Raw genomic sequence first — 26,375 nt, 5'->3', positions numbered from 1 at the left:
GGTTATTTAACAGGGCTCAAAAGTTTATAAGGCTCCGCAATTGCGGAGCTTTTTTGTATCTAGCTCACCATTACTTGGTGTTTTTTAGCCGAGATAAATGCAAAAAAGCGAACCTGTTGAGGTTCGCTTTTTTATTGAAAGAGACGTAACTTAATGAGACATCTGCATCAGTTAAATTACTCTTCTATATAATCATCAATGCTAGGGCAAGAACAGATAAGGTTACGGTCGCCGTATACGTTGTCGACACGGTTTACTGTTGGCCAGTATTTCCAGTCACGCTGTGAGCGAGATGGGAAAGCGGCTAGCTCGCGTGAGTATGGACGTTCCCATTCGCTATTGGCAAGATCAACTTGTGTGTGAGGCGCGTTAACTAATGGGTTGTTATCCAGTGGCCATTCGCCATCACGTACTTTATTCATCTCTTTACGAATCGCGATCATCGCATCACAGAAGCGGTTTAGCTCTTCTAAATCCTCAGATTCTGTAGGCTCAACCATTAGGGTGCCCGCAACAGGGAAAGACATAGTTGGCGCATGGAAGCCGTAGTCCATTAGACGTTTAGCGATGTCTTCTTCACTGATGCCTGTTTCTTCTTTTAGAGGGCGGATATCAATAATGCACTCGTGCGCAACACGACCATTCTTACCACGATATAAAACTGGGTAATAAGGCAATAAACGTTCCATTACATAGTTGGCATTTAGGATAGCCACTTCGGTAGCTGTAGTGAGCCCTTGCTCGCCCATCATGGCAATGTAAGCCCATGAGATAGGAAGAATAGAGGCACTGCCCATATCGGCTGCAGATACTGGGTGATCGCTACCTTGTACGCCGTTTTCAATGTGTCCAGGTAGGAAAGGTGCTAGGTGAGATTTAACACCGATAGGTCCCATACCAGGACCGCCGCCGCCGTGTGGGATACAGAACGTTTTATGTAGGTTAAGGTGCGATACATCAGAACCAATAACGCCAGGGCTAGTAAGGCCCACTTGAGCGTTCATGTTCGCGCCATCAAGGTAGACCTGCCCACCTGCTGCGTGAATCATTTCGCACACTTCTTTCACTTGCTCTTCAAATACGCCATGCGTAGAAGGGTAGGTGATCATAATGCTTGATAGGTTTTCTGCGTGTTTTTCGATTTTAGCCGCAAGATCGGTCATATCGATATTGCCGTCATCATCACATTTCACTACCACGACTTTCATCGATACCATAGAGGCCGATGCAGGGTTTGTGCCGTGCGCAGAGCTTGGGATTAAACACACATTACGATGGCCTTCGCCGCGAGATTGGTGGTAGCGCTGAATCGCGATAAGACCTGCATATTCACCTGATGCACCAGAGTTTGGTTGCAAAGAAAAATCATCATAGCCAGTGATTTCGCACAGCTTCGCTTTCAAGTCTTTGGCAAGCGCGGTATAGCCGGCGGCTTGATCAATTGGCGCAAACGGGTGCATTGAGCCAAATTCAGGCCATGTAACCGGAATCATTTCTGCTGCTGCGTTTAGTTTCATGGTACATGAACCTAGCGGGATCATGCCGTGAGTCAGAGAAAAGTCTTTATTTTCTAGTTTTTTCAAATAACGCATCATCTGAGTTTCACTGTGACAAGTGTTAAACACAGGGTGCGTTAAGAATGAAGAACTGCGGCGACAGCTTTCAGGAATCGCGGCAAATTCATTCGCCGATACGGCGTTACTTAGCGCTTCAATGGATTCGCTAACTTGGAAGACGCTAAATAGGGACACGATATCTGCAACAGTCGTGGTTTCATCAAAACTAACCCCGAGCTTGCCATCAAGCTTACGCAAGTTAATATTGTCACGTAGCGCTGCGCCATAAAGGGCTTCAGTTCTGTCACCAGTATTAATGGTTAGCGTATCAAAGAAGGAGTTATGGCAAAGCTCATAGCCAGATTGAGTTAGGCCAGCGGCTAAAATAGCGGTCATATGGTGAGTACGACGTGCGATGGTTTTTAAACCTTCACTGCCGTGGAACACGGCGTAAAATGCCGCCATATTGGCAAGCAGTGCTTGCGCAGTACAAATGTTGGATGTGGCTTTTTCGCGGCGAATATGTTGCTCACGAGTTTGCATTGCCATACGCAGTGCTTGGTTACCATTGGTGTCAATAGAGACACCGATAACGCGACCTGGCATGGTGCGCTTGTGTTTATCACGCGTTGCCATAAAGGCAGCGTGAGGACCGCCGTAACCCATAGGGACGCCAAAGCGTTGCGCTGAACCGATCACAACATCTGCGCCCATTTCGCCCGCCGGTTTTAATAGCGTAGAAGCTAATAAATCGGTCGCAATAGTGACCAGTGTTTTATTGGCTTGCGCTTGAGCGATGATGTCACTGAGATCTCTTACTTCACCGGTTGTGGTTGGGTATTGCAGTAGGGCACCAAATACATCTTGCTGCGCTAAAGAATCAACATCGCCTACTAGTACATCAAAACCGATGAACTCAGCGCGAGTTTTGACCACTTCAATTGTTTGTGGGTGCACGTCATCGGCAACAAAGAACGTTTTGCTTTTGCTTTTGCCAGCGCGTTTACACAAAGTCATCGCTTCGGCAGCCGCGGTTGCTTCATCCAATAGAGAAGCGTTGGCGATTTCCATACCGGTGAGGTCGATGATCATTTGTTGATAGTTCAAAAGGGCTTCAAGACGGCCTTGAGAAATTTCTGGCTGATAAGGTGTATACGCGGTGTACCATCCTGGATTTTCTAGAACATTACGTAAGATAACGTTTGGCGTGAAGGTGTTGTAATAACCTTGACCAATAAAGGTACGTTTGACTTGGTTTTGCTGAGCAAACTTTTTCATCTCTTCTAGCATTCCAGCTTCACTTAGCGGAGCGTCTAGCGTTAATGGTTTTTCCAATCGGATTTGTTGTGGCACCGTTTGTTGAACAAGTTCACCAAGGCTTTGTGCTTTGATGCGCTCAAGCATTTTCTGTTGGTCAGCTAAGTTTGGACCGTTATGTCGAGAAACAAACTCGTTGTCTGTACTTAAGCTGCGTAATAGATCAGTCATAATTCCTTTATACCTTACTTGAAACCTTTAATGAGATGCAGCGTGAGCGTTTAACTGATGCTACGTATCTCTTAATGGCAAGATCCCCGCAATTGCGGGGATACTTTAATTTATTGTTTTTACTCAATAAATGATAAATATTACTTACTGCGATTAGTCTTCTTCAATGCTAGCTAAGTAATCTTCAGCATTTGTTAAGTTGTCTAGCTCTGATGGATCTTGCAGTTTTACTTTAACAATCCAGCCACCTTCATAAGGTTCTTCATTAATCAGTTCAGGGCTATCTTCTAGCTCTTCGTTAATTTCGATGATTTCACCTGTAATTGGTGCATAGATGTCTGATGCTGCTTTTACAGATTCAACCAGTGAAAAACCTTCACCTGCTTCAATGCTGTCTTCTACGTCAGGTAGGTCAACAAATACAACATCACCAAGCATTTGTTGAGCGTGCTCTGAGATACCGATTGTTACTGTACCGTCACCGTTGTCTTTAACCCACTCATGGCTATCTGCAAACTTTAGGGTGTTGTCCATCTTGAATCTCCAACTTAATCAGATTGAAATAATAAAAACATACTGAAGATAAAATAAACTGAGTTGTGTACATTCTCAAGTCGAAATTTCCTATTGGAAACAAAAATATCAACTTTGCCACTTATTTCTCATTAAATCTTCACAATTGCTCTTCATACGCGGCTCTTTTTAAGGCACACTTTTTAGTGACACATTGCATCACTTTTCGGTAAAGAGGCTTATGAAAGAACCTGTATTGGACGAATATCCATCGCTTAGCATAGAGAAATCCTCTGTAGAAAACAGCGTAGAACCATTAAAATTAGGTGACAAAATTAAGTCAATTCGCAGCCAGCAGGGTTTAACTCTTGAAGAAGCGAGTCAACGTACCGGTCTTGCTCGCTCAACCTTGAGTAAAATTGAGAATGAACAGATAAGCCCCACCTTTCAAGCAATGCAAAAATTAGCAACTGGCTTAAATATTGACATGCCACAACTCTTCACTCCCCCTAAGAATAAAGGGGCGAGCGGACGTAGAGACATAACATTAAAGGGAGGTGGTAAGCCTCATCCGACTGTGACCTATGAGCATGAATTGCTTGCGACTCAAATGTCACAAAAGAAAATGATGCCGTTTAAATCGGTGATTCATGCACGCAGTTTTGATGAATTTCACGGTTGGGTTCGTCATGACGGGGAAGAGTTTTTATTAATTCTTTCTGGCGAAGTACTCTTTTATACTGAGTTTTATGAGCCGTTAACGCTGACTGAGGGCGATAGTGTGTATTACGATGCCAATATGGGACATGCGTTGATTTCAGTTAGTGAAGAGGACGCCCAAATTATTTGGGTAACAGCAAAGTAGCGCTGTAATTCTAGACTATTGTGTTAAGAGACGAAGTTTCCTATAGTGTCAGCAAACGTTTGCTTAGATAAGAAACGGATATTAATCATTAAGAATCTGCTGTTCTAAGCAGAAACAAGATTTTGTTATTAGAACACAGCTAAGGAGAGACAATGACTGAAGCTTTACTGAAGACCCCGCTACATGCTTTACATGTGGAACAAGGCGCGAAAATGGTACCGTTTGCTGGCTATGATATGCCAGTTCAATATCCATTAGGGGTAAAGAAGGAGCACCTACATACTCGCGATTCAGTCGGTCTTTTTGATGTTTCTCATATGGGGCAACTGCGCCTTAAAGGTAACAATGCAGCCGCAGCGTTAGAAGCACTGGTTCCGGTTGATATCATTGACTTGCCAAGCGGTAATCAGCGTTATGCCTTTTTCACTAATGAACAAGGCGGCATCATGGATGATTTGATGGTGGCCAATCTTGGTGATCATCTATTTGTTGTAGTGAACGCGGCGTGTAAAGAGCAAGATATTGCTCATCTTAAAGCTAATATCCCAGCGGATGTTGAGCTAGAAGTGATTGACGATCGTGCGCTATTGGCTTTGCAAGGACCAAAAGCGGTGGATGTGTTAGCTAAGCTTAACCCAGCAGTAAAAGACATGGTCTTTATGGATGTGGCGCGTCTTGAGCTTCTTGGCGTTGAATGTATTGTCAGTCGCTCTGGTTATACCGGTGAAGATGGTTTTGAAATCTCTGTGCCGAGTGATAAAGCGCAAGATCTAGCTCGTGAGCTAACCGCTTCAGATTTAGTAGAATGGATTGGCCTTGGCGCTCGTGACTCTTTACGCCTTGAATGTGGACTGTGTTTATACGGCCATGACTTAGATACAACCACGACACCGGTTGAAGCAAGCCTACTTTGGGCTATCAGTAAGATTCGCCGCACTGACGGTGAGCGCGCGGGTGGCTTCCCTGGCGCTGATATTATCCTTGAGCAATTGGCAACTAAAGATGTGAAACGCAAACGCGTTGGTCTGGTTGGACAAACTAAAGCACCAGTACGTGAAGGCTGTAAACTATTTGATGCCGATGACAACGAAGTGGGTATTGTAACCAGTGGTACGGCAGGTCCTAACGCAGGTAAACCTGTTTCTATGGCTTATGTACGCAAAGATTTGATGGCAGTAGGCACAGAGATTTTCGCCGAAGTACGTGGTAAAAAACTGCCTATGACGGTTGAGAAAATGCCGTTTGTACCTCAGCGTTATTTCCGCGGATAAGACTAATCATCTATTTTTTGTGATATATGTCTAAAGTGATACTAGAAGGGCACATTATTGTTCTCTCTCAAGACTTAGATGCAGTGATACAAGCTCTACCTGAACATATTAAAATGACTCAGGCGGAGCTTGGCAATATTACCTTTCAGGTTTCACAATCGATTCACCACCCTTTACGTTTTGATGTCTATGAAGAGTTTGTAGATAGCTCGGCTTTTGAATTTCATCAGCGCCGCGTTAAACAATCCAAGTGGGGAAAGATCACCACTAATGTCATCAGGCACTACACTCTTTATCAATAAACCTTCTCTCTTTTAAAAGGCACCTCTATGCCCTTAAATACCATCGAATTAAATTCAACATCACGCAAAAATTGCACTTATACACCCAGTAAAATAGTCTGCATTGGTCGCAATTACGTGGCGCATATCGAAGAGCTAGGCAATGAAATTCCCGAGGACATGGTGGTGTTTATGAAACCCAATTCCTCGTTAACATCTACCTTGCACAGTGTTCATGGCGAAGCATTGCATTATGAAGCAGAGCTGTGTTTCTTAGTGGAATCAGGAGAGTTCTCAGCGGTTGCTATTGGTTTGGATTTGACTAAGCGTGAGATGCAAAAACAGCTGAAAAACAAAGGACTACCATGGGAGCGCTGTAAAGCCTTTGATGGTTCGGCACTGCTGTCCGACTTTGTGGAATTAAACAATGGCATGCAAGGTTTATCCTTACAGTTATGGATCAATGATGTGCTGATTCAACAAGGTGGTATTGAGTTAATGCTTTATCCACCGAAAGTGATCAAACAGCAGTTAGCGCAATTTATGACCTTAGAAGATGGTGATGTAGTGATGACCGGCACGCCAAAAGGAGTAGGGATAGTGAATAAAGGTGACCGCTTTGTCGGACGCGTATTGCAAGGTGAACAATGCCTTATTGAGCAACGTTGGATTGCTCAGTAGTTTTCTCAGTTTTTTATTTTTAGCAAGCCAAAAAAAGGCGCCTTAAATAAGGCGCCTATTCGTTATTTAACTAAGTCTAGATTAGTCGTTTGCTTGAGGTTGTTGGTCAGTACGAGTTGCAACACGTACTTCATCAAAGTTACCACTTAAATCAGCGCTTGCTGGACCTTCATAAGAAAGTGCTAGGTTATCGACACGAATTTCAAACTTACCACTTGTACCGTTGTTGGTGTAAGCACCACTTGCTTTCACACTATCAACATCATTTGGAGCAACTGCCATACCAGCAAAGATTTCTACACTAGTATTAGTACCATTGTTAAAGGTAGTCGTCGCTTGTTTGAAGCAATCTTTTTTAGAGCCGCTAGGAGCATCTTTGAGGTCACTATACTGAACAGTTTTGTCAGCTAAAATATGGCCTGCTAGAGAAGTACTTGCTACCTCTTTAGCGCCAAAGTGAAGGCTGGCAAGAGATGCGTCACCTTTCATTTGGTTACAGTAGTAAATAGAGAAAGTAACGTCTGAATTTTCAGGTATCCCAGAAACTACTTGGCTAATACTTGGTTCAGATGTGAAGTCATTAGTGGCATCATCACTATATTTAAAGCGCATGCGTGCAGAACCACCTTCAGAGAATGCACTATCACTTGAACTACCAACATCAGCATTATCTTTGTGCTCGGTCCAACCTTCTTTATGACCGTTTTTGTAGTCGCTAAAATCAGTATCAGCGACATTAGCATTAGTGGTAACTGTTTTTGGAATTGCGAGTGATAAAGTAACGTTCTTATTTGAGCCACTATCAAATGGTAGTTTTATCCATTTATATTGATCACCAGTAACATTACCTTTAGCTACATTGTCTTTAATCTTAGTTGTACCGTTGACAGAAAGCGCGTAACTACCTTTTACAAATGCACTCATTACATAATGATGATTAGGTAATACGGTTATTTCTTGAGTGACTTCACTATTATTAGTTAATTGTAATGTTTGCCCTGAAAATGCATTAACACCGGTAATGGTTGTTGCGTTTGTTCCCCCATCCCAACTTTCAGTCCAATTATCAAAGTTACTATTTTTAATCGGAGCAGTAATAACAATAGGTTCAGGTTTAGTCACTTTATAATTAACTGGACCAACATTAGAGTAACTTAATGGTTGAATCGTACGTAGAACTTTAGTATTTGTTTCATCGGCACCTATAGACGTTAATTTGTTTTTACTGCGAGATTGTCCATCCATGTCAATTCTAGGAGTATCAATTTCGCCTTTATTGTCTGAAGTGAAAGTCACTGTTAGGCTTGGTGAGTTGATTGTAGGTCTATATAGACCATTTTCACTACTGCGTTCAAGGCCAGCAGATTCAAAGGTGTTATTTGCAAGTTTATCAATGGTGATGTTATCACTGTCAGCAATTTTGTCTCCAGATAAGAAGTTACCTAAAATTTCAGAGTCTGGTGGCAAGCCGCGATCAGAGCTTTTAAATATGGAGCCGATGGCTTTATCTACAATGTTATTTTCAATATAGACCTCTGTTGGCTGATTTTTTTTACCACCACCATCAAGGTTCAAACTATTAACACTATCGACAATGGTATTGTTAGTGACGTGTACGTTTCTAACTGGTTGATAGCCGTTGCCACCAGCTTTATCACTCATGCTATCGGAGCCAAGCAACACAATACCGCCGTGATGAGTCGAGCTAAGATAACGAGCACCTTCGATGTAGTTATTATTAACTTGATGACCAGCATCAACAATACGAATACCACCAGATTGTGGGTATCCATCACCAATAATGAAGTTATTTTCAATTTTTGTATTATGTCCGTGGCGATTGGTTAATGAACCATAACTATCACGAATGGTATTAAAGCTAATGGTGTTATCAGTGGCTTTGTTTGAAACAACTTCCGCTTCCCCTTGGATATTTTCAAACAAGTTACCGACCACAAATGATTTGCTTGATTGCTCGTGAGTTTCACTAAGACCGGTACGAATAGCTTCATAGTCATTGTCATTCCCAGGATAGATTTTGCCATCAACTGGTGGGCGGTTAGCTATATAGTTTTTATAAACTACAATATTTTTAGCTTTCTGGTCCTCAGTTAGACCTTTTTCACGAACCAAAGAAATCATCGGATTGGCATTTGTTTTGCCACTAATAATACTATGGTCAAGCCATACATGATGACCGTAAATTTTGACTAAAACACCAGAGTTGCCTTCCTTTTTAGGCTTAGCATTGAGAATAGATACTTCTGAAATTCGGCAGTCTTCACATGCAAGGTTATGTGCCCCACGTGTTTGGATTAATGCACTTCCAAATTTAACATCTTTAAAGATTAATCCTTGCAGCACACTATGTTGACCATTCATTGCAATGGAGACTTCATCATCTTTAATAATAACGTTACCTGGATTTTTTGCTGCCACGGTAAATCCATTGATTTTTAAATCAAATTTAGAACCATTATTAGTATATTCTCCATCGGCTAAACATAAGGTAACGTCTTTATTTTTATACTCAACTTGCGTGCCATCTTTTTGCGCTTGTTCAGTGGCATCATCTTGTTTGCCAGTTAGCTCTTTAGCTCTGTCTTTTAAGCCTGATAATGTATTGAAGGTGTCTGCGTCTGAACACTTAACGTTAGGAATAGTGGTTATACCTTCTGGGATACCTGAAGATTTAAAAACTGTATCATAATCCGCTTTAAGCGGGGCCATTGGAACGGTATTGGCTGGCTGACCAACTTCTGTTGCTTTGGTTTGTGTAACCAGTGCATTATTTTCAACTAAAGAAGAAGGTACACTCTCAGTTGTCTTTTTAGCTGGTGTTTTTGTTACTTGTTGTGTATCTGGTGTTTTTGATACTTGCTGAGTGGTGTTGCCTGTATTGGATTCACTGTTACAACCCACAAGAGCCAAACCAATTAAAATAGCTAATGCATTTTTGTTCATAATATTCTACGCCTTGGTAATACTTTATTACAAAAATACTACTCTTCGAGTTATTCTAAACTGTGATCTTCGCCTTGTTTTTATTTTGGTTTATATTTAAATCCGAGATGCACATATGCTGAGTTCAATTTTAAACTCTTGAAAACCAATGACTTAGCCTGCTATTTTTCTTCTTTGCAAGTCTTGTGTTATTTAATTACTTATGTGATGAAGATCTAAAAAATATATTGAATTTATTTTTGATGAAATATGAATTCTGTAATAACAGGTGAGCTCTGTTGCATATTAATATGAAAGTCGACTCTTATTTTTCGTGTTAGAAAATATATCTCTTAATATGTGTATTATTATTTGTGTTATTAGTTTTATAGTTCAGCAAAAACTCAATTGTATTATTTTACGGGATTAATTAAATAATAAAGAGCAAGTAGTTTCTTATTATCCATATAAAATTAGAAGTTATAATTGATATCACGTGCTTACTTTCAAATGACTGCAATATAATGCTGTAAACATCGTGATTGCGTGGGTACATTTGCTGCGCATTTACTAGAAATGATAAAACCTGAGGCTGAGGCTGATCTAATAACTGTTAAATTTGGTTTCAGCGACTAGGCCCCTGTAATGTTGAATTAGAGAGTAAAACTAAAGGACTAGCACGTACGATGCTTATGTAGACGGCATGTCAACGCTAACCAGCATGCTTTTTGCTCATTTAGACTAAAAAGCATGCGAATGATTTGAAAAGGGTGATATTTCTTAAATTAACGCTTTTATTTTCAAATTATTGTGGCATATTAACTGCGTCTTCACGATGTGCGTGCATCGTATAATGGCTATTACCTCAGCCTTCCAAGCTGATGATGCGGGTTCGATTCCCGCTGCACGCTCCAATCTCTGCTACATACAATACCCACAATTTTAAAAGCTTTATTCTACGCACTTTATTGTGTGTTTTTTCGTATCTGTCGAAATGTGATTACTTCTCTATAGCACTGCCACTGCTAGGCCTACCTCAATAGGTAATTTTGTTGTCGCATAATATCATGTGAATAATTGCAAAAGATAATAGCAATGGTTATCATTAGCGATAGGTTGTTAGGTCACTAAGAGTGGTCATATGGATGCGAGCAAAGCCCTCAAAAAGCTAAAAAAGAAGTCAGTTAAGAAAATTAAGAATAAGAAAGTAGACAAGCTTAAGAACTTAAGGTTAGAGACTGGCAATGCTGACAAAACAAATCATCACTCAAACGATAAGCTAAAAGGGGAGATCCAGAGCGTCGTTAATCAAGTTATGATTGATGCGGCGGTTGAGCTTGCGACACCATTGAAACCAATATTATCGTGGTTTAACGACCATCAGGGTTATCAAAGTGATTTTGTTGAAATATTAGGATCAGATGAGTCAATATCTCAAAAAGTTAAAGAAGCACCAGTTACGCCAGTGGCTAAAAAAAGAGTAGAAAAACCAGTTGTACAACCACAGAAAATTTCAATTCAGCCTGCTAATGCAAACTTATACGTAGCTTTCAAATCACCTGCATGCAAACGATGCCCTGCGTTAAAAAATGGAATATGTAAGTGCGCGGCTAAACGTTATCAACTCTCTGCATAATCATTATTAGTCACATTACCCATCGCATATTAAGCAAAATTAAGAATGGCTCTACTTACCGAAGGACCAATCAATCGGCTTAGCGCAATACCTGCCAAGCTCTTTGCTAGAGTCTTAGTTCCTGATACGGCGGCATTTTCAATAAACGAAGGTTTCTCTGAACTTTTCAGCCAGCCATGACTATCTAAAATCTCGATTAAACTCTCGCAATCTAACTCTTTGCAGTCAAAACAAATGGCAACAGATCCGGCATGCTTTTTGTGGGTGACTTTATGAATTGCGTCGATATCTTCAAATTGACTTAATAGATTTTGTACTGTTTTAGGGTGAGTTTTTATGAAATCAGATCTTACTCTAAGTCGTTGATTTGTTTTGTGAATGTAAGTGTTCATAGTAAGATGATTCCAAATGATAATTATTTACATTATCGATATTAGCACTGGCAATAATAGAGTGCAAAATAAATATTTAAGACTTGTAATCAATACACAAATAATAGATATTTGCCACAGACACATCTTGTATTACTTATACGTATTCAGGGTATGTAAACAGACATAAGGTAGTAAGTCATGACTGTAAATGAATATGTCGCAAAAGCATTAAAATTTCGAAAATGGGTTAAAATTGCCCATCATATCCCAGGCCGAATTCGCCTAAAGTACAAGTTAGGCATCATCGCTCAATTAAGTAGCTTCCGAAGCCAAGATATCGAAGATGCCCTTCAATCGGTACCAGCCTTTAAAAATTATCAACTCAATGCCGCCACTGGCAGTATTGTGCTTGAATATGCCCCCGCAATAATAGAGCCGAGCTGGATAGATGCATTATTTTCAGATAGTGAAGAGGATGCAAAACTTGCTTGCTATAAAATTGCAGAGCACATCAGTGACAATGGAAATTCTTAATGGATAACAAACACACTCCTTCTAATCCGTATGAAGAGTATTTTCATGCGATGTTAGAAATGCAAAAAGAAATGATGCAATCCTATATGGCGATGCAGCAGCAATCAGGCGCAAATATGCCACCAATGATGCCTCCTATGATGTCACCATTTATGAATCCCATGATGGCACCGTATATGGCTCAACAATGTCAGCCAAATATGATGCAACAGCCATACTGGGGGCATCCTTCTATGCCTCAGCAAGGGCCATCATCTCAGCAACAATCTCAACAGCAATCTCAACAACAACCATCCCAGCAATCACCAACTCCTGAACAGCAAGGCAATGATGTTCTTTTTGAACAAGCTCAAGCCATGCTTGATGGTGCTTTAGGTGAAGATGCGGGTACGTTTAAAGAAATATTAGGAACTTTTGGTATGAACGATAAAGAATTCTGGAAAGGCGCAATGATTGGCGCAGCTGCGGCAATGTTAATGAGCAATGAGAATGTTCGAGGCAAATTAATGGGTCTCGTTTCTGGTGCTGGCGATATGCTTAAATCAGGTGGCGGTACAGTAAAAGATACGGCTGTTCATACTGCGTCTGCTGTAAAAGAAAACATCAATACTAGCAGCGAAATCTTTAGAGATACTGTGTCAGCGGGTAAACAAGGCTTCCAAGAGTCTGTTGAAAAACATAAAGCAGAACCTGAAGTAGAAGCTCAAGCTGCGACAACGGAAGAACCTGAATCAAAAGAGCAGTAAGCGAATGAGTAACTCAACAAACAAATTGAGTTCAGCTAATCGCGCGATGTTAGTCGGTGCTATCGCAGGAGGTAGTACCGCTGTTGTTACACAATGGAAACAACATCAAAACGGTTCGCTTTCTACTAATGAATTAGTTGTAAATGCTGCGACTACCGCGCTTAAAACTGGTATTGCATCTGGCGCGACTACTTATGTTGCCGAGAAAATGTCAGGCCGCCCAGTTTTATCTATGTTGACCTTATTAAGTGTCGGCGCGGCTGGCTTGTATTTACTCGATCAATCATCAGGATCAAACAATGAATAATTATAATCCGTTTGCGGGAAACCAAAATACAGGTAACCCTCAACAAGAGACGCAAAACACCGCGCCTCAATATCAAAATCAAAATACCAAAACCCATTTTGCTATGGGTATTGCAGCTGGCGCAGCGGTTGCGTATTTGCTAACCAATAAAAAGTTTAAGCAAGGCGTTGCTGCTACTGGCGAAAAAGCGTGGTCAACTGTTCGGGGCGAAGTTGAAGAATTAAAAGAACGCTTAGAAGATACGCAAGCAGAGCTTGAATATTATCGTAATCTTCACAAAGGTGAAGAATGATCCCCATTCAACTAAAGCACCATGTTCCCGGACGAATTCGTTTTAAGGTTCCCGAACTTAAGCAGTATTCGGACATAGGTGCTTGGATCAAAACGAGCTTAATGGCCATTCAAGGGATTTCTCTTGTGCGTGTCAACGAAGAAGCTTGTTCGATTGTTATTGAGTATGAAACACAATTACTTGATCACAATGTTGTTGAACAGAGATTGAGCCAGCTCGACTTCTCAGTAGCAATGTCAGAAGAGGGTGAGCATGAGTTCACTCGCGGTGACATTGCGATGAATGTTATTGGGACAATTTCTGCAGCTTTGCTTCCGCAAAAATGGGGGGCGCTGACAACAGCAACTTTGATTGCGCCAACCTTGCTAGAAGGTGTTCAAGAGTTAAAAGACAAAAAAATCTCTGTTGAAGTGCTCGATGCTATCGCAGTGGGTTTGTCTGCTTATCGTGGCGATTATAAAACGGCAATGATGACTCAAAGCTTAATAAGCCTTGGGGAATATTTAGAGCAGAAAACGACTCGAAACAGTGATGAGTTGCTGGCTGATCTGATGCGTCCTAAAGAAACCATTGTTTGGTTAGTGGTGGATGGCGAGCGCAAACAGGTCAATTCAAGTTCTTTGCAAGTTGATGATGTTATTGAAGTTGGTCCGGGCGTTCAGATCCCAATTGATGGCGCGGTGATCAAAGGTACAGCCTTGATCAACCAATCCTCTTTAACCGGTGAGAATGTCCCTGTACGTCGCGAAGAAGATGCCAAAGTGTACTCTGGCACCATGGTTCACGATGGCACGATTCTTATTCGAGTAGAAAAAGTCGGCAGTGAAGCGACGACCGCTAAAATTGCTAAGCTGATTTACGATTCTTTGAGTGAGAAAAGTGATATTCAGCGTGTGACTCAAGACATGGCAAACCGCCGAGTTAAGATCACTTTAGGCATTGGCGCGGCAGTCTTTGCATTAACTCAAGACATTAACCGTGTTGCATCTGTATTCCTTGTAGACTATTCGTGCGCTCTGAAACTTAGCACACCGGTAACCTTTAAATCGATTATGTACCGCGCCGCACAGCAAGGAATCTTATTTAAAGGTGGCGGCGCTATCGAGAAGCTTGCAGGCGTTGATACTTGCGTCTTTGATAAGACAGGTACATTGACTTATGGCGATATGGAAGTTACGGATGTGATTCCTATATGTGCCAATAACAATGCGCGAGATTTGTTGGCGATTGCCGCATCAGTGGAAGAGCACAGTAACCATCCATTGTCACAAGCTGTAGTCAATGCGGCTAAGCACAATGAACTGCCTCACATAGAGCATGGTGAAGTTGAATACGTTATTGCGCATGGTTTAAAAACAACACTCAATGGCACCAAGCTCGTGATGGGTAGCCGTCATTTTCTTGAATCCCATGAAGATGTTGATTTTACGCAAGTGGAAGAGGCGATCCAAGATTACGAATCTCAAGGTCGACATCTCATCTATATTTCTCGTCAAAGTAAGCTTATTGGCATGATTGGTCTTCGAGACCATTTACGCGAAGATGCACTACAAACGTTGAATGATCTGCGCAAACTTGGTGTGAATCAATTAATTATGATCACCGGTGATAGCACGTATAAAGCGCAACTACTGGCTGATGAGCTACAGCTCGATAGAATGTACGCCGAAGCGGTACCTGCACAAAAATCATCAATTATTGAAGCTTTGCAGCAAGAAGGCAGAAAGGTCATGTTCATCGGTGACGGTGTGAATGATGCTCCTGCGTTAACTGCGGCTGATGTCGGCGTTGCTATGTCAGAAGGTACTGAGCTTGCAAGACAGGTTGCCGATGTTGTGTTATTGAAAGATAAATTACACGCCATTGTGGAGGCTAGAGAGTTAGCTAATATTTCAATGCGGGTAATTCACTCTAACATCAAAGCGGCGGAGTATATCAACAGTGGCATTATGCTTGCGGCGGCTTTAGGTTATCTAAACCCTGCAATGAGCGCCTTGCTTCACAACGGTACCACCTTGTCTATTTTAGGTCGTTCTGCGGCGTTACGTCACGCTCGTAACTGATTAAGAATAAGGGCATAATTAGGCTATTAACGCTATTTATGCCCCTTTATTATATTCTCTTATGACCCAATCCAACGTACTGTTACACGCACTGCATACCATAGGCTTTCATCTGCCTAAGTCAGTCACCTCTGATGAAGCGAAGCTGTCTGTGCTTTGTAATACATTGTCGCCTTTGTTTGAAAAGTCAAAACTGATGCACCCACAACATTCTGATGTTGCGGTTATGTTGGGCTTATTTACTTTGCACCATGAGAAATTAGTCAAACAACTACAAGAGCAGCAGCCAAGCCTTGCCGCGATGAAAAAGGTGATTGATGATTCGTTGAGTGGTGAGCATGCTAAAGCGTTCAAATCGCCATTGGTTGAAGAATTTCATCTAATCATGCACATATGGCTTTTCATTCAAGGACGTATGCAAATGGACTACTCCTTGGCAAATGACTATGCAGCCCAAGCAGGCACATTACTATCCTCTTTAACACGCTTTTCTGAGCATCAATTGAGATGTGATTGGATGGAATCGTTTTATGAGGGATTAAATGCTTTAAAGGGTAATAAAGTGTGTTTTGGTCGTTCAATCATGCTGCGATTTAAGCGACTGTTTAAAGAGTAAAAATACTCATTTTGTTGTTATGCATTCAGTTGATATATTAAAATATTTTTTAGCTGACGCAAACGTTTGCTCTTTACTTATTACGAAATTTCTTTAAGATTCCCGCCAACATCAGTTGTCTTTATATGCCTTTAGAGGAACCTATGCTGTCGGACATTGAAATCTCACGCGCCACGCCATTACGCCCTATCACCGATGTAGCCACTGCAATAGGATTGCACGCTGACGAGATTTATACTCAAGGCCAACATAAAGCGAAAATTTGCCTTAAAACCTTAAAACGTCTTTCCAACAAAAAAACCGGAAAATTGATTGTTGTTACCGCGATGACACCGACACCTTTAGGTGAAGGAAAAACCGTTACAGCCATTGGTTTAGCGCAAGGTTTATTTAAGGTTGGTCAATCGGTCATGGCTTGTATTAGACAGCCATCAATGGGACCTGTATTTGGCGTTAAAGGCGGCGCTGCGGGTGGTGGTTACTCTCAAGTCGCTCCAATGGAAGAGTTAAATTTGCATTTAACCGGTGATATTCATGCGGTTAGCGCAGCTCACAACCTTGCATCAGCGGCAATTGACGCTCGTATTTATCATGAGCAACGTAAAGGTTATGCAGACTTTGAAGCTCGCACTGGCTTGAATGCACTGCAAATCGATCCTGCGACAATTACTTGGAAAAGGGTCATTGATCATAACGATCGCGCTTTGCGTAAAATCACGGTCGGCCTAAATGATGAAGGCAAAACCATCAATGGCTATGAGCGTGAAGATGGTTTTGATATTTCAGCCGCTTCTGAATTAATGGCGGTATTGGCCCTTGCCAGCGATCTTCACGATCTTCGCCAGCGCATCGGTAATATTGTTATTGGTTACTCTATCGAGGGTGTCGCAGTAACAACCGAAGATCTTGGCGTTGCCGGCGCAATGACAGTCAGCATGCGTGATGCGATTGAGCCGACCATGATGCAGACATTAGAGGGTATTCCAACTCTTGTGCATGCGGGTCCTTTTGCCAATATCGCGCACGGTAACTCTTCTATTATTGCCGATAACATTGCGACAAAACTGGCTGATTTTACCGTTACGGAAGCTGGTTTTGGCTCTGATATGGGTTTTGAAAAAGCCTGTAATATTAAAGCGCAAGCGTCTGGTAAAGCGCCAGATTGTGCGGTTATCGTGGCAACACTACGTGGCTTAAAAGCCAACTCTGGTTTGTACAACCTAAAGCCTGGGCAACCTATTCCAGACTCTATGTTTGATAAAGACAGCAAAGCGCTGCAAGCAGGCTTTGCCAATCTAAAATGGCATATTGAAAACGTCGTCAAATATGGCGTTCCTGCAGTTGTGGCCATTAACCGTTTTCCGCAAGATACCGATGAAGAACTTCTCGAGCTTAAAGCTATGGTAGAAGCACTGCCGTATTCAGTCGAAGTTGCGGTTTGTGAAGCGTTTGTAAAAGGTGGTTTGGGCGCAGTAGAGCTTGCAACTAAAGTGGTTGAGCAGTGCCAAACTCCGACTCAATTTAAACCTCTTTATCAAATGTCTCAAACATTGGAAGAGAAGATCATGACCATCACCGAAAGTGGTTATGGCGCGGCTTCAACCACACTGAGCGATAAAGCAAAAGCGCAGTTGGAACAATTTAAAGCACTTGGTTTTGATGATTTGGCAATATGCATGGCAAAAACGCCAATGTCTATCTCTACTGATGGTAGCGTGAAAGGGGCTCCGACTCAGTTTGATGTGCCCATTCGCGAGCTAAAATTGTGTGCTGGCGCGGGATTCATTTACGCTCTGTGTGGCAATGTGATGACGATGCCGGGACTGCCAGATAAGCCTGCGTTTATGAATTTAGATATTGATGATGATGGGAATATTACAGGTCTAAGTTAACTCATTATTGGGGCGACAAAGTTCCTATTTAAAAAGTAAAAAGTAAAAAGTAAAAAGTAAAAAGTAAAAAGTAAAAAGTAAAAATATTAAAGGCATAGCATGAATACACGCTATGCCTTTTTAATTGATGGCCTATTCACACGGCGGCGCAAGGTGAATCATAGCCAAACCACCTAGTGACGTTTCACGATACTTCTTGTTCATGTCTTTGCCTGTTTGATACATAGTATCGATGACATCATCAAGAGAGATCAAACATTTGCTAGAGCGCCTTAATGCCATGCGAGAGGCATTGATTGCTTTCATTGCGCCCATGGCATTACGTTCGATACAAGGCACTTGAACAAGCCCGCCAATGGGGTCGCACGTCATACCTAACGAGTGCTCCATGGCAATTTCTGCTGCAATACAAATTTGCTCATTACTGCCGCCTCTTAGAGCGGTAAGTCCTGCGGCGGCCATCGACGATGACACGCCCACTTCGCCCTGACATCCTACTTCAGCGCCAGAAATAGAGGCATTGGTTTTATAAAGAATACCAATGGCACCGGATACCGCGATAAAGTCTTTGAGTTGTTTGGTATTGAGCTCTTTAATGAAGCGGTGATAATACATTAGTACCGCAGGAATCACGCCGGCAGCACCATTGGTTGGAGAGGTGATCACCTGTCCCCCTGCGGCGTTTTCTTCACTTACTGCAAAGGCAAATAAGTTGATCCAATCCAGAATCTCCATCGGATCATTTTCAACCAGAACGTTAGCTTCCAGTTTTTTAAGCAGATTAGGCGCACGGCGGGTAACATTCAGGCCACCATCAAGAATGCCTTCAGTATCAAAACCACGCTCCATACACAGACACATTACTTTCCAAATCTGATCGGCTTTGGCGTCAATTGCTGGCATATCTTGAAAAGCTAATTCATTTCTTAGCACCATACCACCAAGGCTAAGACCATTTTTCTCAGCTTGCATTAGCATTTCATCAGCGCTAGAAAAAGGAAACTCGACCGAGACATCAGAGGTTTGCTTGCCGTTTTGCAACTCATCCTCAGTCGCAATAAAGCCACCGCCGATAGAATAATAGGTTTCGAAATTGACTCGGTTACCCGCATCGTCAAATGCGGAAATGGTCATACCGTTTTCATGCAGAGGCAGGTTGCTGTGGTGAAACAAAATATCTCTGTCGTAATCAAATTCAATTAAATGATGATTGGCAATATTGAGCTGGCTATCTTGAATAGCACTGCGCATTTGAGCATTGGCACTGGAGATTTTGATGGTGTCAGGTCGATTGCTAAGTAGACCTAGAATAACCGCTCGGTCAGTGTGGTGCCCTTTGCCGGTTAAAGAAAGAGATCCGTACAAATCCACTTGAATACGTGCCACTTTAGACACATTGTGCTGAATAAGTTGCGTAAAGTGATAGCCTGCAAGCATAGGGCCATTGGTATGGGAGCTAGAAGGACCGACACCTATTTTGTAGATATCAAAGATTGAATACATATTCATTACCTATTACGACAATATGGCAAAAACCAATTAGGGATAACAAAACACAGTGCTAGCAAGAGTGAAGATGCTTTACCGGTGAGGCTAGCAATGAAGTGAGCTTGCCACTTCAATAGAAACTGTTTTTGTTGCTTGATGAAGTCCTTTTTCTTTGCGCATTATATCCTTAAAAATAGTCACTAGGCATCTTCGATGCAACAAAATCAGACGTTTCTCATCCGTCAGTTTGTTACAAATTAACAAAAGTGCCAATAAAGGGAGTTTACTGCTAATTACCTAGCATTTCTGTTTGTCATCAGTGATAAAATGACAAAAAAGTGCTTTATATAAGGTTTTATCTAATGTTGTATTGTCCTAAATGTGGCGTAAAAAGCTTCACTAATACCAACAATCAATTTGTGTGTAGCAAATGTGATTTTACTTTTTTCCAAAATATGGCGGCATCGGTGATGGTCGCCGTGATTAAGCAAGATCAAGTGGCTGAACAAAATACACTGTTATTGGTTGCGACTCGTTCGCGTGAGCCAGGTAAGGGACAATGGGATTTACCCGGCGGCTTTGTGGACCCAGATGAAAGCGCCGAATACGCCCTGCAACGTGAGTTAAAAGAAGAGATCGGAGTTGAGCCTGAAACCTTTACTTATCTCAGCACTTTTCCGAATACTTACCCGTATAAAGAGGTAATTTATAAAACGTGTGATATGTTTTTTATCGCGACTCTGCCACAAGGAGCGCAAGTGATTGCCGCCGATGATGTCGAAAGCTTAAGCTGGCTACCTCTTGCCGATATTGACTTGAGCCGTTTCGCTTTTGAGTCCACTAAACAAGCAGTGATAGCGCTAAAACAACATCTTGGCGAATAGGCTCGTTTGTTTTTGTTGTGGCATTATTATGAGTTATTTTTAATGCCACACCTTTATTAATACCAGATCTTTATCAATGCCACATCACCAGTGCGGCTGCAATGGCCACTAAGATCAGTGCAAACATGTCTTTTTTCGGGATGCTTTCTTTGAGATAAAAATACGACACTAGCATGGTAAATAAAATCTCAACCTGTCCCAGAGTTTTCACATAGGGCACCGCTTGTAGTGACATTGCGCTAAACCAGCCAAATGAACCGATAAAGCTTGCCACACTGGTCATCACAACCAACTTTGGCTTACTGAGCATTTGCTTTAGTGTGTCGCGATCTTTAATCAGTAAATAGCTAGTGAGCATGATAGTTTGCAAAAATATAACAATAAATAGCACCCAAGCGGCTCTGTGAGGGAAGGGCAGTGACAGGCTTAAACTGGCTTCTCTTACCCAAAGGGAGGTTAAAGCAAAAGAGGTACTGCACGCCAAACCTAACGCCGCGGTATTAAGAGAAATACCACGAGCACCTTGCGGACAACTTAAAATCAACACCGCGATCCCACCCACTAATACCCCAATCCAGCCAAATAACGTCAAGCTAGTGCCAAAAAACAATACCCCTAAGAAAGCTGAAACTGGCGCTTCAGATTTGGCAAGCCCCGCACCAATGGCAAAATTCTTTTGTTTAAATAACACCACCATCAATGCTGTAGCAATGATTTGCATGATGGACGCACCAATCAAAAAGAACCACGAATGCCCAGTAAATGTCGGCATATCGGTCGGTTGCCATTGATATAAGCCAATGAGATAAATGAGTGCCAATGGGCTTGCCCATAAAAAACGTGCGAGAGTGACACCGGCGACATTGAGGGTTTTACTTAACTGACTTTGAAATGCATTGCGCCATGCTTGGCTAAAAGCGGCCAAAAATGTAAAAAGAATCCAGCTCACGGGTATCCTTGGAGAAAGAGGCAAAAGGCTGTCACCATCCTATAGAAGAGTGAGGATATGACAATACTGATCTAGGTCATTAATTATGCAAAGATTTTATACTTTAGTTTTTAGGCGACATTAATTGTCGCTTAGTTGGTTATTCTGACATCAAATAAACAGAATAAGAGATAAGCTAATGTCCGTGGCCCAATTCAATCATTACCCGCAAGTTAATACCGTTGATAATTATAGTTTCCTGCAAAATGGATTAAACGAGCTGTATATTCAAGCAATACAGGCGGAGAAATACGCCTTTATTGATGGTCAGTCTAGCTTAGCGAAGATGCGTCTATTTGTTGAATTGGCTTGCCATGAACTAGGCAAATACTATGATCTCCGTCCGCCAGTTCATGGAGACTTAGCCAGCAAGATAAAGCAACTGCAAGCCTTATCAACCGTTGATCGCTGGGTGATTGATTTGATGAACCGTCTGCGCAGTTATGGCAATCAGTCGCTACATATTTGCGAAAGCAACGGTCACTTTGTGGCGCAAATGACATTGTCAGAAAGCCGTATGCGTTTGTTATTACAAGATATGCATGAATTGGCAAAATATTTAGCGAATAAGCTACTTAAAGTCGATCAAAAGCTGTTGCCAACTTGGCAAGAGAACCCCTCTTTAGAGTTAGCAGAATCCGTCACTTTAGCTTTAAGTGGTGACGCGCAATCTAGCTATGCGATTGCCAAGCATTTTGTCAGCAAATTATCACTTAATGAGTATACCGATAAGCAACAACGTGCGACTTGGCAGCACGATGTAAAGTACTGGTCAGAAAAAGCATTGCAACAAGGCTGTACTCAAAGCTGGCTCTTGCAAGCAAATTGCTTTGCCAATAAACAGCTGCTTTGCAATGATAATTTACAGATCAAAGCTCTGTATAAAAAAGCGCTAAAAGTAGATAAAGACGGAGAGGCTCATTGCTATTTTGGTTTGTATCTAATTGGCTTAGGCGAGAAAAAACTCGGGATTGAGCAACTGACCAAAGCCGTTGAAATGGATAACCATCAAGCCATTTTTTCGATGCAATTATTGACTTATAAAAATGATTCTAAAGCGTATCTAGATCTGATTAAAAAAGGGATTGATGCCAAGCATAAAGCATCTTATACCTTAGATTTGTTTGAGCGAGTGAAAGCCTATGAAAATGACGCGCAAGATGAACTGGCTTTTAGGGCGCTACGCAGTGCATTAATTACCGCAGAAGCAATGTTAACTCCAGGCATGAATTTCTTTAAGGCTTATGCGGCTTTTCTGTCTGAGAACAAAGCGGTATCTAAGCCTTTAACGCCTCAAGAATGTGCTGATATGATGGTAGCCAGCTATGAAAGCCTGCCTATGGCGCTAGAAGTGGAATCTCGATTGCTCACGGTTATTGCCCAAGCAGAAGGGCACAACAAATTGGTTAACCATATCTTTGTGCGGGCAATGGAACAAACTCAAGATGTAAAAGAGAAAGCTCGTTTAAAATCTGTCGTGGCCATTCGCTCAATTGAGCAATTTAAAGAAACTCATAGCGTAAGTACGCCGATGCCACTGCGTCAACTGTTGCAAGAAGCGGCAAATGACGGTGACGCGCAGGCTAGAGCGTATCTTAATTCTTCGGAAGGGAAGGCGTTATTGAAGAAAGGCGGGTTTTGCACCACAAAAAATGTAGGTCGAACTTACGGAGTGCAAAAAGCAAAAGACAGAAAGAAAAGTAAGGCGGCTAAAAAAGCGCGCCGTAAATAACGGTTATGTATTTTAATTTACTCGCCTTTTTTGAGAGCAATCGATCATGTGATACATAATTGAGATGAATTTACCGAATATGTCTTAGATACAATATTTACGGTAGTATCAAAGCTAGCGATAAGTAACCACAGATTTAATGTAAGCATAAAAGGGAATATTGAGTGCAGTACGTAAAAATTAAAGACGTTATTGTAGAGCAAATAGAGTCAGGACAGCTTAGCCCAAGACAAAAGCTCCCTTCTGAGCGAAAACTGGCTGAGCTTTTTGACACCACTAGAGTGACTTTGCGCGAAGCATTATCACTGCTTGAGGCTGAGGGGCGAATCTATAGAGAAGATCGTAGAGGTTGGTTCATTTCACCTTTACCTTTGCGATACGACCCAACGCTAACGCTTAATTTTATGGATATGGCGAAGGCACAAAACCGTGAACCCCTTACTGAATTGGTAGGCTATAAAAGTATGCTTGCCGATAAAAAAGTGTCTGAATTACTCTGCTTGCCTGCGTTTTCGGATGTATTTAAAGTTGAGCGAGTACGTTACTTAGAGCAGCGCCCGGTTGTCTTTGTGGAGAACTATGTGCGCCCGGAATGCGCCCCAACACTACTAGATCATGATTTGTCTTTGTCATTAACCGATATCTACCGTGAACATTATGGTATCCATTATTCAGAGATTCGTTATCGAGTGAGTACGACTTCTTTATTTGGTGAAGTTGCACAAAAACTACGAGCAACAGCAGGTAGCCCTGTAATGTTACTTCAACGTATCAACTATGATCAGCAAGGAAACTTGATTGATTGTGCATTAGAATATTGGCGTCATGATGCTATTTGTATTGAGTCGGCTATCAAGTTAACCAGTACGCATAATTAAAGAAAAATAGACATTAACCCAAGAGCTAAATGGTGTAGGAAATTGGCCGGGCCTGCGGCAAAGGCTGATAAATAGCACTCTAGCTGACATTTAACTAAACTAATTATAAACCTCATTGTTCATTTTATAGCAGTGAGGTTTTTTTATGAGCAGATTTATCCTACCTGATTGAAAAAACTAGTTTTTCTCAAGAATTAAATTTCATATCAAACTATTAATTACTCAGTCGGTTGGATGCATCCACAGGCGCTATCTCAATCATACCTATTCAAAACTTAGGTCATATAAAGCAATCAAGGGACTTATCATTAGAGAAAATTGACTTTGAAATGTGGGAAAATAGTTTTTAAAAAAGGGAGCGGAAATTTGTGTTTAACTTCTGTACAGTGGGAAGATCATCAATAGATGTGACTGACTTTTATATGCATATCACTGCGTAAGTGCGTTTGTATATAGAGTTTGAATTATTTTTTAGTGGTCAGTTAAGAGTTGAAGAGTACATTAAAATTCTTGGTAGTGTAGAGATAATGTGTACTTTTGTGATTTCAGACAATTATTCATCATATTTTCAATATGAGCATTGGCGGTAAAATTAATGGCAGATTTAGACAAGAATAAAAAAGCTTCGCAAGAATCAAAAAATAAAACTGAACAAGGGCGTGCAAAAAAAGCTCGACGTTTGGTGATGTCACAAACTCTTGCTTCTAATAATAACGTTGATGCTTTCATTCTTCCGTCATATCACCTCAGCGTTACAGCGAATCCGACTCAGGGTAGTCACTCATCAATTGCTCATACTTCATATACCAGAAGTACTCCAGTACCAGCATACACAGCAACTGAAACAAAAGGCCATCAGAGTGTTAGTCCAGTGCCTCCTACTCACGTAGCTTCTGACACTGAATTTCAACCAAGATATCACACTGAAAATACAGGCGGTCATCACTACCACCATGCTGACACATATATCGGGCAACAAATAACGCCAGTTGTGGGAGTGTTAGGTCATAATTTAGGACAATTTACTCCGGTAGTGGCTCCTACTAATGTCTCGCATGCAGGGATAGTCTCGCACACAGGAGCGCAACAAGGTTTCTCATACCTAATGCCGCCAATAATAGGCACGCCTTCATCCGGTACTGTTATTGAAGATTCCACATTAGTGACTAACGGTACAGTTGATGCTCATAGCCCGCAGCAAGGTTCACCATTAACTTTCACTCCTGATAACTTACATGGTCAGTATGGTGAATTTAGCCTAGATAAAGATACAGGTGAATGGAGTTATAAATTAGATAACAGCCATCATCAAAACCTAGCTTTAGGTGAGTCCCACACCGAGATACTACACGTTACGGTGACTAATGAAGCGGGTGTTGCTGCGCTTCAAGATATTACCGTTATTGTGCAGGGTACGAATGATATTCCTGTGATAGTGAATACTCCTCAGCACGGTGCAACAAAAGAAGATGGTGTATTAACAGCGCAAGGACAACTTGCCGCCACCGATGTCGACCATGGTGAAGTAATTACTTATACCGCGGATAATCTGCAAGGACACTATGGCGCATTTACCTTAGAGCCTCGCTCAGGTAAATGGCACTACACCTTAGATAACCCTCATGATCAAAATTTGGCCGAAGGTGAAACGCATACTGAAAGTATGTTGGTTACATTGACCGATGATAAAGGCGCTCAAGTTACTGAAACTGTTAGCGTTACGGTTGTCGGCACCAATGACGCGCCAGTGGTGACAATTACACCAGATGCAAAAGGCGATCATAGCAAAGGCACCGTCACTGCGACAGATGTTGATACTGGCGATACGCACACCTTCCAGATTCTGGATGGTCAGCAAGGTAGCCAAAGCGTGCAGGGTCAATTTGGTGACTTGGTACTGGATGAGAAAACGGGCGCTTATACGTACAGCGCGCACGCTGGCGTGCAAGGCATGGGGTATGATGCTCAGACACAGCAATACCGTGGTCAAGAGTCGTTCCATGTTCAAGTGTCAGATAATCACGGTGGTGTGGATGATAAATACATCACTTTTGAAGTGCAGGGTACAGTCGCGGCACCGACAACCAGTGGTCAGCCAGGTCCGATCACAACCACGGTGGTTGCACCAACGAACCCAACCACTCAAGCGTCATTACCTCAAGTAACCGATACGCCGCCGACATTAACCCCACTTGCCCCAGTGCCAACTAACGCAGTGACGTTAGATTTAACCGATGGCAGTGATACCGGCAGCAGTCACAGTGATGATTTAACCTCATCACAAACGCCTATCATGTCGGGTACGACGGACATTCCATTCTCGGTGGTGACCATCAGCGAAAATGGC

At 41.9% G+C, this 26,375-nt stretch carries 22 protein-coding genes and 1 tRNA gene; 17 read left to right on the top strand and 6 right to left on the bottom strand.

Translation table 11 applies throughout. The features are described from left to right. Positions 1-176: 176 nt before the first annotated feature. Together gcvP and gcvH are read right to left on the bottom strand one after the other, a co-directional pair. A complete protein-coding gene (gene gcvP, locus A9260_RS06455; RefSeq protein WP_068697317.1) occupies positions 177-3,044 on the bottom strand; it encodes an aminomethyl-transferring glycine dehydrogenase in 2,868 nt (955 codons plus the stop codon). Positions 3,045-3,197: 153 nt separating this feature from the next. Further along, positions 3,198-3,578 (bottom strand): glycine cleavage system protein GcvH, encoded by a 381-nt coding sequence (gene gcvH / locus A9260_RS06450; RefSeq protein ID WP_068697315.1) that lies wholly within the window; start codon positions 3,576-3,578, stop codon positions 3,198-3,200. Between the two features lie 220 nt (positions 3,579-3,798). On the opposite strand from gcvH, the gene A9260_RS06445 reads away from it, so the two are divergent. The 4 genes from A9260_RS06445 to A9260_RS06430 all read left to right on the top strand — a co-directional run bounded on the left by A9260_RS06445 (position 3,799) and on the right by A9260_RS06430 (position 6,655). Then, the gene (locus A9260_RS06445; protein ID WP_068697313.1) at positions 3,799-4,422 is read left to right on the top strand and encodes a helix-turn-helix domain-containing protein; all 624 of its coding nucleotides are present in this window, start codon (positions 3,799-3,801) and stop codon (positions 4,420-4,422) included. Positions 4,423-4,574: 152 nt separating this feature from the next. Then, positions 4,575-5,693 carry a glycine cleavage system aminomethyltransferase GcvT gene (gcvT, locus tag A9260_RS06440; protein ID WP_068697312.1) on the top strand — a complete coding sequence of 373 codons (1,119 nt, stop codon included), beginning with the start codon at positions 4,575-4,577 and terminating at the stop codon, positions 5,691-5,693. Between the two features lie 26 nt (positions 5,694-5,719). Continuing rightward, positions 5,720-5,995: a putative quinol monooxygenase gene (locus A9260_RS06435; protein ID WP_068697310.1), complete on the top strand. Its 276-nt coding sequence runs from the start codon at positions 5,720-5,722 to the stop codon at positions 5,993-5,995. A gap of 27 nt (positions 5,996-6,022) precedes the next feature. Next, positions 6,023-6,655 carry a fumarylacetoacetate hydrolase family protein gene (locus A9260_RS06430; protein ID WP_068697308.1) on the top strand — a complete coding sequence of 211 codons (633 nt, stop codon included), beginning with the start codon at positions 6,023-6,025 and terminating at the stop codon, positions 6,653-6,655. An 81-nt stretch (positions 6,656-6,736) separates the two neighbouring features. On the opposite strand, the gene A9260_RS06425 is transcribed toward A9260_RS06430, so the two are convergent. Then, complete coding sequence (locus tag A9260_RS06425; protein WP_068697306.1) at positions 6,737-9,619, bottom strand: polysaccharide lyase 6 family protein; 2,883 nt, start codon at positions 9,617-9,619, stop codon at positions 6,737-6,739. A gap of 818 nt (positions 9,620-10,437) precedes the next feature. On the opposite strand from A9260_RS06425, the gene A9260_RS06420 reads away from it, so the two are divergent. Beyond that, a tRNA-Gly gene (locus A9260_RS06420) sits at positions 10,438-10,512 on the top strand. A 227-nt stretch (positions 10,513-10,739) separates the two neighbouring features. Next, a complete protein-coding gene (locus tag A9260_RS06415) occupies positions 10,740-11,234 on the top strand; it encodes a hypothetical protein (protein WP_068697304.1) in 495 nt (164 codons plus the stop codon). Positions 11,235-11,263: 29 nt separating this feature from the next. On the opposite strand, the gene A9260_RS06410 is transcribed toward A9260_RS06415, so the two are convergent. After that, a complete protein-coding gene (locus A9260_RS06410) occupies positions 11,264-11,626 on the bottom strand; it encodes an HMA2 domain-containing protein (RefSeq protein WP_231892572.1) in 363 nt (120 codons plus the stop codon). Positions 11,627-11,806: 180 nt separating this feature from the next. On the opposite strand from A9260_RS06410, the gene A9260_RS06405 reads away from it, so the two are divergent. The 7 genes from A9260_RS06405 (at position 11,807) to A9260_RS06375 (ending at position 18,058) form a co-directional block, all read left to right on the top strand. Beyond that, the gene (locus A9260_RS06405) at positions 11,807-12,142 is read left to right on the top strand and encodes an HMA2 domain-containing protein (RefSeq protein ID WP_197485258.1); all 336 of its coding nucleotides are present in this window, start codon (positions 11,807-11,809) and stop codon (positions 12,140-12,142) included. Beyond that, the gene (locus A9260_RS06400; RefSeq protein WP_068697300.1) at positions 12,142-12,888 is read left to right on the top strand and encodes a hypothetical protein; all 747 of its coding nucleotides are present in this window, start codon (positions 12,142-12,144) and stop codon (positions 12,886-12,888) included. Before A9260_RS06405 ends, A9260_RS06400 begins: the two co-directional genes overlap by 1 nt. A gap of 4 nt (positions 12,889-12,892) precedes the next feature. Next, on the top strand, positions 12,893-13,195 hold the full coding sequence (locus tag A9260_RS06395) for a magnetosome protein MamC (RefSeq protein WP_068697298.1): 303 nt from the start codon (positions 12,893-12,895) through the stop codon (positions 13,193-13,195). Further along, the gene (locus tag A9260_RS06390; protein WP_068697297.1) at positions 13,188-13,487 is read left to right on the top strand and encodes a YtxH domain-containing protein; all 300 of its coding nucleotides are present in this window, start codon (positions 13,188-13,190) and stop codon (positions 13,485-13,487) included. Before A9260_RS06395 ends, A9260_RS06390 begins: the two co-directional genes overlap by 8 nt. After that, positions 13,484-15,550 (top strand): heavy metal translocating P-type ATPase, encoded by a 2,067-nt coding sequence (locus A9260_RS06385; protein WP_068697295.1) that lies wholly within the window; start codon positions 13,484-13,486, stop codon positions 15,548-15,550. The genes A9260_RS06390 and A9260_RS06385 overlap by 4 nt, the downstream gene beginning before the upstream one ends. Positions 15,551-15,611: 61 nt before the next feature. Beyond that, on the top strand, positions 15,612-16,166 hold the full coding sequence (locus A9260_RS06380) for a hypothetical protein (protein ID WP_068697293.1): 555 nt from the start codon (positions 15,612-15,614) through the stop codon (positions 16,164-16,166). 143 nt (positions 16,167-16,309) lie between these two features. Beyond that, on the top strand, positions 16,310-18,058 hold the full coding sequence (locus A9260_RS06375) for a formate--tetrahydrofolate ligase (RefSeq protein WP_068697291.1): 1,749 nt from the start codon (positions 16,310-16,312) through the stop codon (positions 18,056-18,058). Positions 18,059-18,190: 132 nt separating this feature from the next. Here A9260_RS06375 and A9260_RS06370 read toward each other — a convergent pair whose 3' ends face one another. Further along, on the bottom strand, positions 18,191-19,561 hold the full coding sequence (locus A9260_RS06370; RefSeq protein WP_068697289.1) for an L-serine ammonia-lyase: 1,371 nt from the start codon (positions 19,559-19,561) through the stop codon (positions 18,191-18,193). A 347-nt stretch (positions 19,562-19,908) separates the two neighbouring features. Between A9260_RS06370 and A9260_RS06365 the strand changes: the two genes are divergently transcribed. Then, positions 19,909-20,430 (top strand): NUDIX hydrolase, encoded by a 522-nt coding sequence (locus tag A9260_RS06365; protein ID WP_082957074.1) that lies wholly within the window; start codon positions 19,909-19,911, stop codon positions 20,428-20,430. Between the two features lie 73 nt (positions 20,431-20,503). On the opposite strand, the gene A9260_RS06360 is transcribed toward A9260_RS06365, so the two are convergent. After that, on the bottom strand, positions 20,504-21,385 hold the full coding sequence (locus A9260_RS06360; protein ID WP_231892573.1) for an EamA family transporter: 882 nt from the start codon (positions 21,383-21,385) through the stop codon (positions 20,504-20,506). 172 nt (positions 21,386-21,557) lie between these two features. Between A9260_RS06360 and A9260_RS06355 the strand changes: the two genes are divergently transcribed. From A9260_RS06355 to A9260_RS06345, 3 genes are all read left to right on the top strand, one after another. Next, a complete protein-coding gene (locus A9260_RS06355) occupies positions 21,558-23,150 on the top strand; it encodes a DUF4145 domain-containing protein (RefSeq protein ID WP_068697286.1) in 1,593 nt (530 codons plus the stop codon). Positions 23,151-23,314: 164 nt separating this feature from the next. Beyond that, positions 23,315-24,028, top strand: coding sequence for a phosphonate utilization transcriptional regulator PhnR (phnR, locus tag A9260_RS06350; RefSeq protein WP_068697284.1), 714 nt, complete (start codon positions 23,315-23,317; stop codon positions 24,026-24,028). Between the two features lie 595 nt (positions 24,029-24,623). Further along, positions 24,624-26,375, top strand: a 1,752-nt coding sequence (locus A9260_RS06345; RefSeq protein ID WP_197485257.1) for a VCBS domain-containing protein, incomplete at its 3' end; no start/stop codon positions are given.

The sequence above is a fragment of the Vibrio sp. UCD-FRSSP16_30 genome (genome assembly GCF_001676025.1).
Classification (GTDB): Bacteria; Pseudomonadota; Gammaproteobacteria; order Enterobacterales; family Vibrionaceae; genus Vibrio.
Note: the sequence above shows the minus strand (reverse complement) of the source record. Positions and strands in the feature narration are given on the sequence as shown.